The sequence below is a fragment of the Roseateles sp. So40a genome (genome assembly GCF_048081605.1).
Taxonomy (GTDB): domain Bacteria; phylum Pseudomonadota; class Gammaproteobacteria; order Burkholderiales; family Burkholderiaceae_C; genus Roseateles.
Window position 1 is genome coordinate 2901770 of record NZ_CP182288.1, and the last position, 14115, is coordinate 2915884.

Below are 14115 nucleotides of genomic sequence, written 5' to 3' on the forward strand. Positions count from 1 at the left end.
TCGCGCGCGGGTCATGGCTCGACGGGCATTGTCGGCAGGCCCATGCCACGGATCTGTTCGTCGATGCGGGGAGCGCTCCGGCGCGCAGCCGCGGCGTCCTCTTGCGAGCGCTGCGCGTCGCCCTCCTGGCGCCAGTACATGGCGCGCCCATAGCGCGCCGTGGCATGGTCGGACTTCAGCGAGATCGCCGAGTCGAACGCGTCCTTGGCGCGCGGCAGGTCGCCCATTCGAAGGCGCGTCCAGCCCAATGCTGCGTGTGCCATCGGACTCTCGGCATCGAGTTCCACAGCTCGTTCGCAGTCCCTCAATGCCAGCCCCAACTCGAGGTCGCGCCCGGTGCGCAGGAGGCAACGCTGGCGATAGGACCGGCCGAGTTGGGCATCGCGCGGGTGGGTCTCGAACCAGGCGTCCCATTGCCGGAGCGCCTCCGGTACGCGCCCGATGCGTCCGTAGGCGACCGCCATGGAGGCCCGGAGGTTGGCATCGCGTCGCACGAGGCCATCGACCCGCGCCAGATCGGCGAACGCGGCGTCGTGGCCGGCAGGGGTTCTCGCCAGCACGTACGCACGCATGAGCAGCGCATCCACGGACTCCGGGTTCATTCTGAGCATCTCATTCGTGTCCGAGAGGGCCAGCTCGGTCTGACCTGCGCCGTCATGCGCCTCGGCTCGAATCAGGAGATACGCGGGGACGTCGGGTTTGCTCGCGATGACACCATCCATCAGGAAGATGGCCAGCGAGAAGTCTCGCTCGGAGACCGCCTGCGCCGCGCGGCTCGCGATGGCATCGGCGTCGGCCTGATCCGACGAGGCTGACACGGCGGCGAAGCTTGCATCGAAGTTGTTCTCGACCGCACCTTCGCGCGGGGTGAATACGGCGCCGCCGTTCCAGGTCGCATAGACCTTGCCCCGCAGGAAGGACACGTAGACGCGATGCGCGAGCAGATAGTCCACGCCAAGCGTCATGCCGAAATCCGCTTCGCTGGCGAAGTCCTCGACGCCCAGGCGCTGATGCGTGATGCGCTCTCCGCCGAACTGGAAGCTCTCGATGTCCGCCATCCAGGCCGAGGCGGGCCCGCTGTCGGCAACGGGCACCAGACGATCCTTCGAGATCCCGGCCTTGCGCGCGGCGCCCAGCGAGAGCAGCGTGTGGGCCGAGCCCGTCGAGAGCATGGCCGTGACGGTCCTGTCGTTGATCGAGACCGGGACGCGGATCATCTTGTCGCGTCGATTGCGCGGCGCGAGCATGGGGACTTCGATGACGGGCGCATCACCAGCCCAGTAGACGGGATGGTGATGCTCGCAGTCTCCCTTGGGCATGACCAGCCGCACGAAGCCGCGGGCGAGGTCGTACTCGATGTCGCCGACGGCGATGAGGTCGCGGCCGATCACGCCCTTGAGATGGGGACCCAGACGCAGGTCGGCCACGGCGAAGGTGATGCCGCTGAAATTGATGTTGCCGAGGTTGACCCGATCCACGTGGGCGGTCTGGGCCTCGAGGTTCTCTCCGTTGCCCGACAGGCGCGTGCCGAAGGGCAGCATCTCGAGCGGCAGCTTCAAGGCTTGGACGACATCGGGCTGGAGCATGGAGAAATCGGCGCTGGTGGAGACCAGCATCGGCATGGCCAGGCCGTTGATGCGTGCGATGGCGACGACGCGGTTCTGGACCACCTGGACCGGGAGCGTCGCCGATTCCACCTTGCACTCGCCCGCCCAGACGACGGGCGCGATCAAACAGGCGGCCAGCACGGCCGCCTTCCTCATTGCTCGCACAACAGACTCCCTCTTGGATTTGGCGGCGGACTCTACGTCACTTCGCCGCCTCCGGGAACGTCGGCAGCTTGCTGATATCGCGCGGGTCGTGCTGGATGATGATCGTGGCCTTGAGGTTCTTCTCGATGCCCTTGATGCGCTGGATCGACGCGATCGTCTGCGCGCGGTCGTCGTTGAAACTCGGCACGCCCTCGTTCACGTAGTTCTCGTGGAAGTGCGCCGCGTCGCCGCTCAGCACCACCGGCCCCATGCCCTTCAAGCGCACCAGCAGCATCGTGTGTCCCGGCGTGTGCCCCGGCGCTCGAAGGATCATCACCGTGCCGTCGCCGAAGACGTCCTTGTCCGCGGTCAGCTGCTCGACCTTGCGCTTCTCCGCGATCCACTCCTCGAAGCCCTTGGCATTCGCGCCAGCCAGCGGCGGCGTCGCGGTGATGCCTTCCCAGTCCTTCTTGCCGATGAGCAGCGTCGCGTTCTTCAACGGGCCGAGCTGCCCCGTGTGATCGGCGTGGAAATGGCTGATGCCGACGTACTTCACCTCGGCGGGATCGACCTTGATCTGCTTGAGCAGATCGGCCAGCGGCTTGTTGGTCGCGTTGGGCACCGAGCCCGGCAAGTAGCCGGTGTCCCAGACCATCACGTCGTTGCCGTGACGGATCACGTAGCAGCTGAAGGTGAAGGGCTTGGCGGTCTCGGTGTAGGCGTAGGTGTCGGTGAAACGACGCGGGTCGTTGCTGCCGTTGCCGCATTCGAGCCGCGTGAGCGTGACCTCCTGGGCCGCCGCCGACAAGGAACACAAGGCGCCCGCCACGAGCGCCATCCACAAGCGTGAGTTCATCGTGTCTCCAGTCTCCCGCGACCTTGCGGAAGCGGGGCTGACCATACACCCATCCGATGAATCACGCCCTCAGGCGCTCAGCGCGGCGCGCGCGTCTGGCGTGGGTCGTCCTTCGCCGAGGCAAGCGGAACGAAACCGAAGCTGCTCTCGTCCGCCTGCAGCAGATAGTCGATGGGCACGTACGCCGACCCGACGCGACCGGGCACAACATCGCGGCGACTGATCCGTGCGATCACAGCGCCATCGGCGCCCACCGTCAGCCGGGCCGGATCATCGAAGGCATCGAGCGTGGTCGCCTCGGGCCCGAGCGCGCCAATGCGGAACACCTGGTGCGTGTAATGACGGCCTCCGAAATGGCCGCACAGCATCACGTATCGATCCGCGAGCACCGAGACCGCGGGAAGCTTCCCGCAGCCTGGCTCCAGCGGCAGGGTCTGCAGGTACACCGGCTCATCGCCGTCCGCGCGCAGCCGAATGATGGTCACTGTTGAACGCGGCGCCAATTCGGGCGGCCGCGCCAGAACCTCCGCCGGTTGGGACTCGAAGCGGAAGCGATAGCCCTTGAGATCGACGCTGGTCGTGGCAGTGGGGGTCTGCGCCTGGACCGATCCGGCCATCATCGTGACGCCGATCGTCACGCTGATCGACAGCAAGGCCTGACGCGCCCTCGTGGACGCCGCCTTGCGCGCGATGAAATCCATCCCTCTCTCCTGAAACTTCAAGGCCCTGCGAATGGGGCCCATGGGGTGAAGGCTGGCTCGATCACTGGCTGGCAAGGGGCCGGATTCTCGCCCCGCGCGCACGCCCCTCGCACTGCCATTCGTCATGCCCTGGCAAACCCTTCCGCGTGAACAAGGGGGTGGCGAATATGCTGCCGGCACTCTTCATCCCAGGGTGCCGCATGCCTGTCCAGACGCTCACGAAGCCGACGATTTCGTCCCTCTTCACCGTCACGCCCGCCCGCGCGGGCGTGATCGCTTTCGGCCTCGCGCTCCAGGCCGCCGCCTTCGCCGCTGACGCCCCGCCCGCTCCCGCCGCCGCGGCCTCCGCGCCCGCCGCAGCCGCCGCCAAGTGGAACGTCAACCAGCCCCCGGGCGACAAGCGCGTTGCCAAGCTCGACGTGCGCTCCGGCACCTGGATGTCCGTCGACGTCAGCCCCGACGGCAAGCGCATCGTCTTCGACCTCCTCGGCGACCTCTACGTCATGCCCATCGAGGGCGGCGAGGCCAAGGCCCTCACCCACTCCATGGCCTGGGAGATCCAACCCCGCTTCTCCCCCGACGGCTCTCAGATCGCCTTCGTCTCCGACGCCGGCGGCGGCGACAACATCTGGGTCATGAACGCCGACGGCTCCAACCCGCGCGCCCTCACCACCGAGGACTTCCGCCTCCTCAACAACCCCGTCTGGCATCCCTCCGGCAAGTACATCGCCGCCCGCAAGCACTTCACCGGCACCCGCTCGCTGGGCTCCGGCGAGATCTGGCTCTATCACGTCGACGGCGGCAAGGGCCAGCAGCTCAACGAGAAGCCCAACTGGCAGAAGGACCTCGGCGAACCCGCCCTCTCCCCCGACGGCAAGTACCTCTACTACTCCCAGGACAGCACCCCGGGCCGCCAGTTCGAATACAACAAGGACAGCAACGGCGAGATCTTTCGCATCTACCGCCAGGACCTGACCGACGGCACCAGCGAGGCCTTCGTCACCGGCGCCGGCGGCGCGATCCGCCCCACCCCCTCGCCCGACGGCAAGACCCTCGCCTTCATCCGCCGCCTCCGCGACGCCACCGGCAGCCGCACCACGCTCTTCCTCAAGGACCTCAAGACCGGCCGCGAGACCCCCGCCTGGACGGGCCTCGAGCGCGACCTGCAGGAGTCCTGGTCCGTGCACGGCGTCTACCCCGGCATCGCCTGGACCCCCGACAGCAAGCAGATCGTCGCCTGGGCCCAGGGCAAGCTCTGGCGCATCGACCCGGTCAAGGGCTCGACCGCCGAGATCCCCTTCCACGTCGCCGATGAACGCCAGTTCACCCCCGCCGTGCGCTTCGCCCATGAGGTCGCGCCCGCCACCTTCGATTCGAAGATGCTGCGCTGGGTCAAGGTCGCGCCCGACGGCAAGAGCGTCGTCTTCTCCGCCGCCGGCTACCTCTATACAAGCGCGCTGCGCGACGGCCTGCCCGTCGGCGAATCCCGCCGCCTGACCTCGCAGACCGAGCGCTTCGAGTACTTCCCAGCCTACTCGCGCGATGGCCGCCAGCTCGTCTATCTCGGCTGGAACGACGCCGAGCAGGGCCGCGTGCGGGTGCTGGACCTGGCCTCGGGCCGCGACACCGTCGTCACGCCCGACGCCGGCAAGTACCTCGCTCCCGCCTTCTCGCCCGACGGCAAGTCCGTCGCGTACCAGAAGGCCAAGGGCGGCTACCTGACCTCGCCCTGGAACAGCCTGGAGCCCGGCATCTACGTCGCCGCCGTCGACGGCAAGACCGCGCCCCGGCGCGTCAGCAAGGACGGCGAGGCCCCGCAGTTCGGCGCCGACAACGACACGCTCTTCGTCACCCGCCGCCAGCAGACCGGTGAGGTCGATTCGAATCACCAGCTCATCCGGCTGAACCTGGCCGACCGCAGGGAGGTGGCCGTCGCCAAGAGCGAATTCGCCACACGCTTCACCGTCTCGCCCGACGGCCAGTGGCTGGGCTTCACCGAGCGCTTCCACACCTACGTCACGGCGCTCGCCCCTGCGGGCAAGCTGCAGACGGTCGGCCCCAAGGCCGAGGCGATGCCGGTGAAGAAGCTCGACGTCAACGCCGGCGACGACCTGCAATGGTCGGGCGACGGCAAGACCCGGCCCTACGCGCTGCACTACGCGCTGGGCAACGAGCTCTTCACCGTGCCCTTGGCGCAGGCGCTGCAACCGGGCTTCAAGCCCGCCGAGCGCGGCGCCCCGATCCAGCTGACGCTGACCGCCGACAAGCCCAAGGGCCGCGTGGCCATCGTCGGCGCGCGCATCGTCACGATGAACGCCGCCAAGCCCGATGAGGTCATCGAGGACGGCGCCATCCTCGTGGACGGCGACCGCATCGCCGCGATCGGGCCGCGCTCATCGGTGACCATCCCCGCCGGGACCGAGACCATCCAGGCCGCCGGGAAGACCGTCATCCCCGGCCTGATCGACGCGCACTGGCACGGCACGATGGCCGAGAGCGAGATCGTCCCGCAGCAGAGCTGGATCAACTACGCCTCGCTCGCCTTCGGCCTGACCACGCTGCACGACCCGTCCAACCGCACCAGCGACATCTACACGCAGTCCGAGATGCAGCGCACCGGCCGCGTCGTCGGCCCGCGCATCTTCTCGACGGGCACGGTGCTGTACGGCGCCAAGTCGGACTTCTCCGCGGTCATCAACAGCCTGGACGACGCGCAGACGCATCTGAAGCGGCTCAAGGCCGCGGGCGCCATCAGCGTCAAGAGCTACAACCAGCCGCGTCGCGATCAGCGCCAGCAGGTGCTCGAGGCCGCGCGCGAGACGCAGATGATGGTCGTGCCCGAGGGCGGGTCGCTGTTCCAGCTGAACATGAACATGGTCATCGACGGCCACACCGGCATCGAGCACGCGCTGCCCGTGGGCAAGGTCTATGAGGACGTGAAGCAGCTCTGGCCGCAGACGCAGGTCGGCTACACACCCACGCTGAACGTCGCCTACGGCGGCCTGGACGGCGAGCATTACTGGTACGCGCGTACCGACGTGTGGCGTCATCCGATCCTGAGCAAGTTCGTGCCCAAGGCCGTGCTGGAGCCGCGCAGCGTGCGTCGCGAGACGGCGCCGGAGGAGGACTTCAACGTCATCCAGGTGGCGAGGACGGCGACCGAGCTGCAGCGCGCGGGCGTGTCGGTGAACATCGGCGCGCACGGCCAGCGCGAGGGCCTGGGCGCGCACTGGGAGCTGTGGATGATGGGCCTGGGCGGCATGACCTCGCTGGAGGCCATCCGCACCGCGACGCTCAATCCGGCGCGTTACCTGGGGCTGGACAAGGACATCGGCTCACTGGAGCCGGGCAAGCTCGCCGACCTGGTGATCCTGGACGGCGACGTGCTCAAGGACATCCGTCAGAGCGACAGGATCGCCAAGGTCATGCAGGGCGGCCGCGTCTTCGACATCCCGTCGATGAACGAGGTCTGGCCCGCGAAGAAGCCGCGCAAGCCCTTCTTCTTCGACGGCGCCAATGCCCAGGCGCCGGTGGACGCGGAAGCGGCCGGCGTCGAGGAAGGCCACGGGCACGGGGACTGACGCCCCCCCGCTCACACGCCGAAGACGCCGGATGGCGGGGGCGTCATCGCGGCGCCGCCCGCGTGGCCGGGGACCAGCGCGTTGACGATCAGGTCGAGCTGGTGGGCCAGCGTGTCGATGCGCGCGTTGAGCTCATCGCGCGCGTGGGCGCTGTCGGCGAGCTGCTGCTTGAGCTCGTTCAAGGCCGCCTGCGCCTGATCGCCCAGCGCCTGCAGCTGCGCGCCGTTGTGCGCCTGCGCGTCGTCGAGCTTCTGGTCGACATGCTTGAGCACGTCCTGCTGCCGGTCGTCGATCAGGTGCTGCAACGCGCCCAGCTCGTCGTTCGCCTTCCCGGCGAGACCGTCCACCTTCGCGTCCAGTTGATGCTTCTGGTCGGCGAGCTGATGCTCGAACCGATCGATCCTGGACAAGCCCACCGCGCCGAGCGCGCCCATGCCCGCCAACATCACCGCGCCGTGCCCCAGCAGGGCCGGCCATCCCAGCGCCTCACCCGAGGAGGTCCCGGCGACGGCGCCGGACGGCACCTGCGTGTCATGAGAGGCGATGTCCGGCATCGTGGGCCCGGTGAGCGCCTCGACCGGCGCCGGAGAGCTGTTCGATTCGCCGGGTTCCGCCGCCTGCCAGAGAGCCTGGTTGAGCGCCTCGTCCGACGCGGGTTCGATCGCGGCAACCGCGGGGACTGCGGCGTCAGTGGACGCGTCCGTCGAACGGGAGTGTCTGAGGCGGGAATCGGAATGCGCGGTCATGGTCACGGCCTTTCGTTGGAAAAGCCGGGAGTGTCCTGACCTATCCCGGTCAGGGCACTCGCACGCACGGGTGGGCGTCGCAAGATTCCCCCACCACTTCTAGCTAGGTGAATAGCTCAAATGTGCCAGTCAACCACCTGGGACTGACTGCCATCGGGCGCTTCGCCCCGAGGGATCACGCCTTCCCGGTCGAGCCGAAACCGCCCTCGCCGCGCGAGGACGCATCGAAGTCGTCAACAACGCGGAACTGCGGCTGCACCACCGGCACGATGACCATCTGCGCGATGCGCTCCATCGGCTGGATCGTGAACGTGTCCTTGCCGCGGTTCCACACGCTGACCATCAGCTGGCCCTGGTAGTCCGAGTCGATCAGCCCCACCAGGTTGCCCAGCACGACCCCGTGCTTGTGACCCAGGCCCGAGCGCGGCAGGATCATCGCGGCCAGGCCCGCATCGCCGATGTGGATGGCCAGGCCCGTCGGCACCAGCACGGTGTCGCCGGGCGCCAGCGTGATGGCCTCGTCCAGGCAGGCGCGCAGGTCCAGGCCGGCACTGCCGGTCGTCGCGTAGGCGGGGAGCTGCTCGGCCATGCGGCGGTCGAGCACCTTCAGATCGATGGTGGTCATGGGATCAGGCAGGGGATCAACAGGAAGGGAAACAGAAAGGGAAACCGGTCGCCGGATCGCTGCGCGCGATCAGGCGTTGTAGGTCGTGAGCCGCTGCGCGATCTCGCGCACCAGCTCGCGCGCCAGCGTCAGCTTGTCGGCGCGCGACAGCTCGCGCTCGCCGCGCGCGTCGACCAGCGTCAGCGCGTTGTCGTCCTGGCCGAAGGTCGCCGGACCGACGTTGGCCACGATCAGCGGCACGTTCTTGCGCTGGCGCTTCTCGCGCGCATGCTTGATCAGGTCCTGGCTCTCCGCCGCGAAGCCCACGCACAGCGGCGGATGCGCCAGCGCGGCGACCGTGGCCAGGATGTCGGGGTTCTCGGCCAGTTCCAGCGCGGGCGCGACCGCCTCACCGGCCTTGGCGTTCTTCTTGATCTTGTGCTCCGCCGCCTGCGCCGGACGCCAGTCCGCCACCGCCGCCGTCGCCACGAACACGTGATGCGTGGCCGCGCGCGGCAGCACCGCATCGAGCATCTCGCGCGCGCTCTGCACATTCACGCGCGTCACGCCCAGCGGCGTGGGCAGGTGCACCGGACCGGCCACCAGCGTGACCTCGGCGCCCGCCTCCGCGGCCGCGCGCGCGATGGCGAAGCCCATCTTGCCGCTGGAGCGGTTGGTGATGCCGCGCACCGGATCGATCGCCTCGTAGGTCGGCCCCGCCGTGATCAGCAGCTTGCGACCCGCCAGCACCTTGGACTGGAAGTGCGAGATCACGTGCTCCAGCAACTGCTGGGGCTCGAGCATCCGCCCGTCGCCGACCTCGCCGCAGGCCTGGTCGCCGGAGCCCACGCCCAGCACCTTCGCGCCGTCCGCCTGCACCTGCGCCAGGTTGCGCTGCGTGGCCGGATGGGCCCACATCTCGCGGTTCATCGCGGGCGCGAGCAGCAGCGCGCACTCGTGGGCCGGACGGGCCAGCGCGGTCAGCGACAGCAGCTCATCGGCGCGCCCCTGCGCGAGCTTGGCGATCATGTCCGCGCTCGCCGGCGCGATCAGCATCACGTCGGCCTCGCGCGTGAGGTTGATGTGCGCCATGTTGTTCTCGGGCCGCGCGTCCCATTGGCTCGTGAACACGGGCCGGTTGGACAGCGCCTGCATGGTCACCGGCGTGATGAAGGCCTCGGCGGCCTCCGTCATGACGACCTGCACCGTCGCGCCGGCCTTCACGAACAGACGCGTGAGCTCGGCGATCTTGTAGCAGGCGATGCCGCCGGACAGGCCCAGCAGGATGTGCCGGCCGGCAAGGGAGTTGGATTCGGACATGGTGCGGAACTCTACCAGCGCGACCCTCGCGGCCCGCCCTGAAAGGCCTTGCAGGTCGGGCCCGGCCTGACCTTGGTCACGGCCGGACGGGGCCTCAGCCCTTGCGCTTGAACACCAGGTCCCAGACGCCGTGGCCCAGCTTCAGGCCGCGATTCTCGAACTTGGTCAGCGGGCGGTAGGCCGGCTTGTCGGCGTAGCCGTCAGCGCGCTCGGAGCTGTTGACCAGGTCCGGATCGGCGCTGAGGACTTCCAGCATCTGCTGCGCGTAGGGTTCCCAGTCGGTGGCCAGGTGCAGGTAGCCGCCCGGAGCGAGGTGCTCGACCAGCTTGGCCACGAACGGCGGCTGCACGAGGCGGCGCTTGTTGTGGCGCTTCTTGTGCCAGGGATCGGGGAAGTAGATGTGCACGCCGGCCAGCGAGCCCTTGGGGATCATGTGGTCCAGCACCTCGACGGCGTCGTGCTGGAAGATGCGGATGTTGGGGATGTCCTGCTCGCCGATCAGCTTGAGCAGCGCGCCCACGCCGGGTTCATGGACCTCGCAGCCGATGAAGTCGACGTCTGGGAGCGTCCGCGCGATCTGGGCGGTCGGGCCGCCCATGCCGAAGCCGATCTCGAAGACCACCGGCGCCTGGCGGCCGAAGGTGGCGGCGTAATCCAGCGGCTCGGGCTTGAACGGGAGCACGAATCTCGGGCCCAGCTCGGCCAGCGCCTTCACCTGTCCGGTCCCCATGCGCCCGGCGCGCACGACGAAGCTGCGGATGCGGGCCTTGGGGTGGTTGACGCCCTCGCCTTCGGGCGCGTCGGTGGGATCGATGGAATCGGACATGGCAGGAATCAGAAATGAGGCCGGAATTCTACAGACCGGCATTTGCACCGGTGGCCTGACTGGGAGCCCTCACCCCCCGCCCTCTCCCGCTTCGCGGGCGAGGGGGCTTCAGTGGCCGACTGCCGAAAAGCCCCTCTCCCGCGAAGCGGGAGAGGGGTTGGGGTGAGGGCTCGTGTGAGTCAGCCCAGTTCCGCCATGACCAGTGCCGAAGGCGACCACGACGGGGCGTCATCGATGGTGATCGCCGCGAGGACCTGCGCGATCGCGCGGTCCGCCGAGGCTTCATCGGCCGCGTGCACGAAGGCGATCGGGTCGCCCGCGTTCACCTCGTCGCCCAGCTGCGCGAAGCCATCCAGCCCGACGCGCATGTCCAGCGCATCGCCCGGCAGGCGGCGGCCACCGCCCAGCTCCACGATGACCAGCCCGATGTCCCGCGTGTTCATGCCGACCACCCGACCCGCGCGCAGCGCGGGAATCGGACGCACGACCGGCGCAGCCGTCAGATGCGCCTCCGGACGCTCCAGCAGATCCGCCGGACCACCCAGCGCCGCGACCATGCGGGCGAAGCGCTCCGCCGCGGCACCGCTGTCCAGCGCCGCCTGCAGCTTCACGCGCGCCGCGGCCGTGTCGGGCGCGAGCCCGCCCAGCACCAGCATCTCCGCGCACAGCGCCAGCGTCAGCTCATGCGTGCGCGCCTCGCGAGGCCGGCGGCCGGTCAGGTAGTCGATGGCGCCGCGCACTTCAAGGGCGTTGCCGACTTCCTGTCCCAGCACCTGGTTCATGTCGGTGATCAGCGCGCGCGTACGCAGGCCCGCGCCGCCTGCCACATCGACGATGCTCCGCGCCAGCTCCTGGCCGAATTCGGGCGTCGCCGCGAACGCGCCGTTGCCGCACTTGATGTCCATCGCCAGGCCCTGCAGGCCCGCGGCGAGTTTCTTGGACAGGATGCTCGCGGTGATCAGCGGCACGCTCTCGACGGTGGCGGTGATGTCGCGCACCGCGTAGAAGCGCTTGTCGGCCGGCGCCAGGTCGCTGGTCTGGCCGATGATGGCGCAGCCCAGCGTGCGCACGATGCGGTCGAAGTCCGCGGGCGCCGGTGTCGTCGTGTAGCCGGGGATCGCCTCGAGCTTGTCGACGGTGCCGCCCGTGTGCCCCAGGCCGCGTCCCGCGATCATCGGCACGTAGCCGCCGCAGGCCGCCACCATCGGCGCGATCATGAGGCTGAGCTTGTCGCCCACACCGCCGCTCGAATGCTTGTCCAGCACCGGTCCCGGCATGTCGTCCCACCGCAGCACGCGGCCGCTGTGCATCATCGCGCGGGTCAGCGCGACGGCCTCGTCGCGGCCCATGCCGCGCAGGAACACCGCCATGCCCAGCGCGGCCACCTGGCCCTCGCTCCAGCTGCCGTCCACGAGTCCGCGCACGAAGTGCTGGATCTGCGTCTCGTCCAGCGCGAGACCTTCGCGCTTGGCGCGAATGATTTCCTGAGCCAGCATGTCAGTACGCGGCGTTGGCGGCGTTGTCAGCTCCGGCGGCCACGCTGCCTTCACCGGCCAGCACCGCCTCGATGTCGCCCAGCAGCCCGCTCGCGCCGAAGCGCAGGCGCTGCGGCGTCAACGCGCCCTCGCCCAGGTGCTCGGCGGCGAGCTGCAGGTAGGCCGTGGCATCCGCCACCGAGCGGATCCCGCCCGAGGCCTTGAAGCCCGCGTTGCCCAGGCCGCTGCCCGCGATCTCGCGCAGCATCGTGGCCGCCGCGGCCGGCGTCGCCGACACCGGGCTCTTGCCGGTGCTCGTCTTGACGAAATCCGCGCCGGCCATCAGCGCCTGGCGCGTGGCCTCGGCGATGCGCGCGGTCGAGCCCAGCTCGCCGGACTCGATGATGACCTTCAACGTCAACGGGCGCGTCGCGTGACGCACCTCGGCCAGGAACTCGCCCACCTCCGTGGACTGACCCGCCATCAGCGCCTTGTACGGCAGCACCACGTCGACCTCCTGCGCGCCGGCCTGCGCGATCGCATCGATCTCGGCGAGCACGCGTGGCAGATCCAGGCTGCCGTCGGGGAAGTTCGCGACCGCCGCGACGCGGATGTCCGCGGGCAGCGCCGCGCGCGCCTGCGCGACGAATCGCGGCCACACGCACACGGCGGCCACGTGACCGCGGTCCGCCGCGCCGACGGCGCGCGCGCACAGCGCGTCGATGTCGGCGGCGGTGTCGCCGTCATTCAGGCTGGTCAGATCCAGGCATCGCAGCGCCAGGCGCGCCGCGTGTTGCAGACTCATCTCGGTCTTCATCTACTGCTCCCAAGGAGCAGCGCCAACCTTGGCGCCGCCCGCGCCCGATCTTGCGCCTTCGCGCGATCAGGCCTTCAGCGAATCCAGCGTCGCCAGCGAGGCCAAATACTGGCCCAGGTAGGCCGCGGCGCGGTCACCCGAGGTCTTGGCCTGCTGCAGCGTCAGCGCGTGCGTCAGGGCCTCGTCGGACATGCCGGCGGCCATGTTGGTGATGAGCGCCAGGCCCGCGACGCGCAGACCGGCGTGACGCGCCAGGATGGTCTCCGGCACGGTGCTCATGCCCACGGCATCGGCGCCCCAGGCGGCGAACATGCGGATCTCGGCCGGCGTCTCGAAGTGCGGACCGACGGCCCACACGTACACGCCCTCGGTGAGCACCATGTTGTGCTCGCGCGCGACCTTGAAGCCCTGCTGGCGCAGCTCGGCGTCATAGGCGACGCTCATGTCGCAGAAGCGGTCGCTGCCCGGCAGGCCCGTCAGCGGCGAGCGCTGCGGCGCGTTGATGTGGTCCGAGATCAGCATCAGGCTGCCCGGAGGCTGGTGCGAGCGCAGGCTGCCCGACGCGTTCGTCAGCACCAGCACCTTCACGCCCCAGGCCTTCAGGCTGCGGATCGCGCCGGCCATGCCGGTGCAGTCGCCGCTCTCGTAGGTGTGCGCGCGGCCGCGCAGCATCGCCACGCGTTGCTGGCCGACGCGGCCCACGGCGATCTCGGCCACGTGGCCCTCGACCTTGGGTTGCGGGAACGCGGGCAGTTGCGCGTAGGGCAGGTGCTTCACGTCCTGCAGCTGATCGACGGCGCCGGACCAGCCGGAGCCCAGCACCACGGCGACTTCGGGACCTTGCTCGCCGAAGGTGGACTTCAGCGTGGCGAGGCTGGTGGTGATGGCGGCGTCGAGCTCGGCGCCGTGCAGGGGCATGGACATGGTTCTCTCTCCTGTCGCGGCCGGACATCGGCCGCGCCTGTGGTCGTTCAGTTGTCGTTCAGTTCTTCAGATGGTCCGGACCGAAGCTCGCCGGCAGCAGCTGCTCCAGGGTCCAGTGCGCGCGCACGCCCGAGGCGTCGCCCGCGATCACGATCAGTTCCTCGGGCTGCGCGAACTCGCGCAGCTTCTGGCGGCAGCCGCCGCAGGGCGTGATGATCTCCGAACCCGCGCCGGTCACCATCACCACGCGGGCGACGCGACCGCCGGCCATGATCATGTGGCCCAGCGCGTTGGTCTCCGCGCACCACCCTTGCGGGTAGGCGGCGTTCTCGATGTTGCAGCCGGCGTGGATGCGGCCCTGCTCGTCCAGCACCGCGGCGCCGACGAAGTACTTCGAGTACGGCGCATGCGAGTGCTGGCGCGCGTCGAGCGCGGCCTGGAGCAGGCGCTCGACGAGCTCGGGCGCGACACCCTTCGCCGCGAGCGACGCGATCAGGTCCTGCGAGGCCGCCAT

General features: G+C 69.4%; 12 protein-coding genes. 1 reads left to right on the forward strand and 11 read right to left on the reverse strand.

Annotation, left to right across the window (positions count from 1 at the left end):
- Positions 1-11: 11 nt before the first annotated feature.
- From ACNI65_RS13160 to ACNI65_RS13170, 3 genes are all read right to left on the reverse strand, one after another.
- On the reverse strand, positions 12-1748 hold the full coding sequence (locus ACNI65_RS13160; protein ID WP_416757110.1) for an aspartyl protease family protein: 1737 nt from the start codon (positions 1746-1748) through the stop codon (positions 12-14).
- A gap of 61 nt (positions 1749-1809) precedes the next feature.
- On the reverse strand, positions 1810-2607 hold the full coding sequence (locus ACNI65_RS13165; RefSeq protein ID WP_416757112.1) for an N-acyl homoserine lactonase family protein: 798 nt from the start codon (positions 2605-2607) through the stop codon (positions 1810-1812).
- A gap of 77 nt (positions 2608-2684) precedes the next feature.
- Positions 2685-3308, reverse strand: a complete 624-nt coding sequence (locus ACNI65_RS13170; RefSeq protein ID WP_416757113.1) for a hypothetical protein — start codon at positions 3306-3308, stop codon at positions 2685-2687.
- Between the two features lie 200 nt (positions 3309-3508).
- On the opposite strand from ACNI65_RS13170, the gene ACNI65_RS13175 reads away from it, so the two are divergent.
- Positions 3509-6889 (forward strand): amidohydrolase family protein, encoded by a 3381-nt coding sequence (locus ACNI65_RS13175; protein ID WP_416757114.1) that lies wholly within the window; start codon positions 3509-3511, stop codon positions 6887-6889.
- An 11-nt stretch (positions 6890-6900) separates the two neighbouring features.
- Here the strand turns inward: ACNI65_RS13175 and ACNI65_RS13180 are convergent, their stop codons facing one another.
- From ACNI65_RS13180 to cdd, 8 genes are all read right to left on the reverse strand, one after another.
- On the reverse strand, positions 6901-7635 hold the full coding sequence (locus tag ACNI65_RS13180; protein ID WP_416757115.1) for a hypothetical protein: 735 nt from the start codon (positions 7633-7635) through the stop codon (positions 6901-6903).
- Positions 7636-7810: 175 nt separating this feature from the next.
- Positions 7811-8260 (reverse strand): dUTP diphosphatase, encoded by a 450-nt coding sequence (gene dut, locus ACNI65_RS13185; protein ID WP_416757116.1) that lies wholly within the window; start codon positions 8258-8260, stop codon positions 7811-7813.
- 69 nt (positions 8261-8329) lie between these two features.
- On the reverse strand, positions 8330-9559 hold the full coding sequence (gene coaBC, locus ACNI65_RS13190) for a bifunctional phosphopantothenoylcysteine decarboxylase/phosphopantothenate--cysteine ligase CoaBC (RefSeq protein WP_416757117.1): 1230 nt from the start codon (positions 9557-9559) through the stop codon (positions 8330-8332).
- A 94-nt stretch (positions 9560-9653) separates the two neighbouring features.
- Complete coding sequence (trmB, locus tag ACNI65_RS13195; protein ID WP_416757118.1) at positions 9654-10385, reverse strand: tRNA (guanosine(46)-N7)-methyltransferase TrmB; 732 nt, start codon at positions 10383-10385, stop codon at positions 9654-9656.
- Positions 10386-10564: 179 nt separating this feature from the next.
- Positions 10565-11881 carry a thymidine phosphorylase gene (gene deoA / locus ACNI65_RS13200; protein ID WP_416757120.1) on the reverse strand — a complete coding sequence of 439 codons (1317 nt, stop codon included), beginning with the start codon at positions 11879-11881 and terminating at the stop codon, positions 10565-10567.
- A 1-nt stretch (position 11882) separates the two neighbouring features.
- Positions 11883-12665, reverse strand: a complete 783-nt coding sequence (gene deoC / locus ACNI65_RS13205; protein ID WP_416757122.1) for a deoxyribose-phosphate aldolase — start codon at positions 12663-12665, stop codon at positions 11883-11885.
- A gap of 78 nt (positions 12666-12743) precedes the next feature.
- Complete coding sequence (locus tag ACNI65_RS13210; protein WP_416757123.1) at positions 12744-13601, reverse strand: purine-nucleoside phosphorylase; 858 nt, start codon at positions 13599-13601, stop codon at positions 12744-12746.
- A gap of 58 nt (positions 13602-13659) precedes the next feature.
- Positions 13660-14115: a cytidine deaminase gene (gene cdd / locus ACNI65_RS13215; RefSeq protein ID WP_416757124.1), complete on the reverse strand. Its 456-nt coding sequence runs from the start codon at positions 14113-14115 to the stop codon at positions 13660-13662.

Bases quoted from the DNA above. Each gene is read 5' to 3' on its own strand.
- ACNI65_RS13165 (WP_416757112.1), bottom strand. From the start codon at position 2,607: ATGAACTCACGCTTGTGGATGGCGCTCGTGGCGGGCGCCTTGTGTTCC.
- ACNI65_RS13170 (WP_416757113.1), bottom strand. From the start codon at position 3,308: ATGGATTTCATCGCGCGCAAGGCGGCGTCCACGAGGGCGCGTCAGGCC.
- ACNI65_RS13175 (WP_416757114.1), top strand. From the start codon at position 3,509: ATGCCTGTCCAGACGCTCACGAAGCCGACGATTTCGTCCCTCTTCACC.
- ACNI65_RS13180 (WP_416757115.1), bottom strand. From the start codon at position 7,635: ATGACCGCGCATTCCGATTCCCGCCTCAGACACTCCCGTTCGACGGAC.
- dut (WP_416757116.1), bottom strand. From the start codon at position 8,260: ATGACCACCATCGATCTGAAGGTGCTCGACCGCCGCATGGCCGAGCAG.
- coaBC (WP_416757117.1), bottom strand. From the start codon at position 9,559: ATGTCCGAATCCAACTCCCTTGCCGGCCGGCACATCCTGCTGGGCCTG.
- trmB (WP_416757118.1), bottom strand. From the start codon at position 10,385: ATGTCCGATTCCATCGATCCCACCGACGCGCCCGAAGGCGAGGGCGTC.
- deoA (WP_416757120.1), bottom strand. From the start codon at position 11,881: ATGCTGGCTCAGGAAATCATTCGCGCCAAGCGCGAAGGTCTCGCGCTG.
- deoC (WP_416757122.1), bottom strand. From the start codon at position 12,665: ATGAGTCTGCAACACGCGGCGCGCCTGGCGCTGCGATGCCTGGATCTG.
- ACNI65_RS13210 (WP_416757123.1), bottom strand. From the start codon at position 13,601: ATGTCCATGCCCCTGCACGGCGCCGAGCTCGACGCCGCCATCACCACC.
- cdd (WP_416757124.1), bottom strand. From the start codon at position 14,115: ATGGCGGCCTCGCAGGACCTGATCGCGTCGCTCGCGGCGAAGGGTGTC.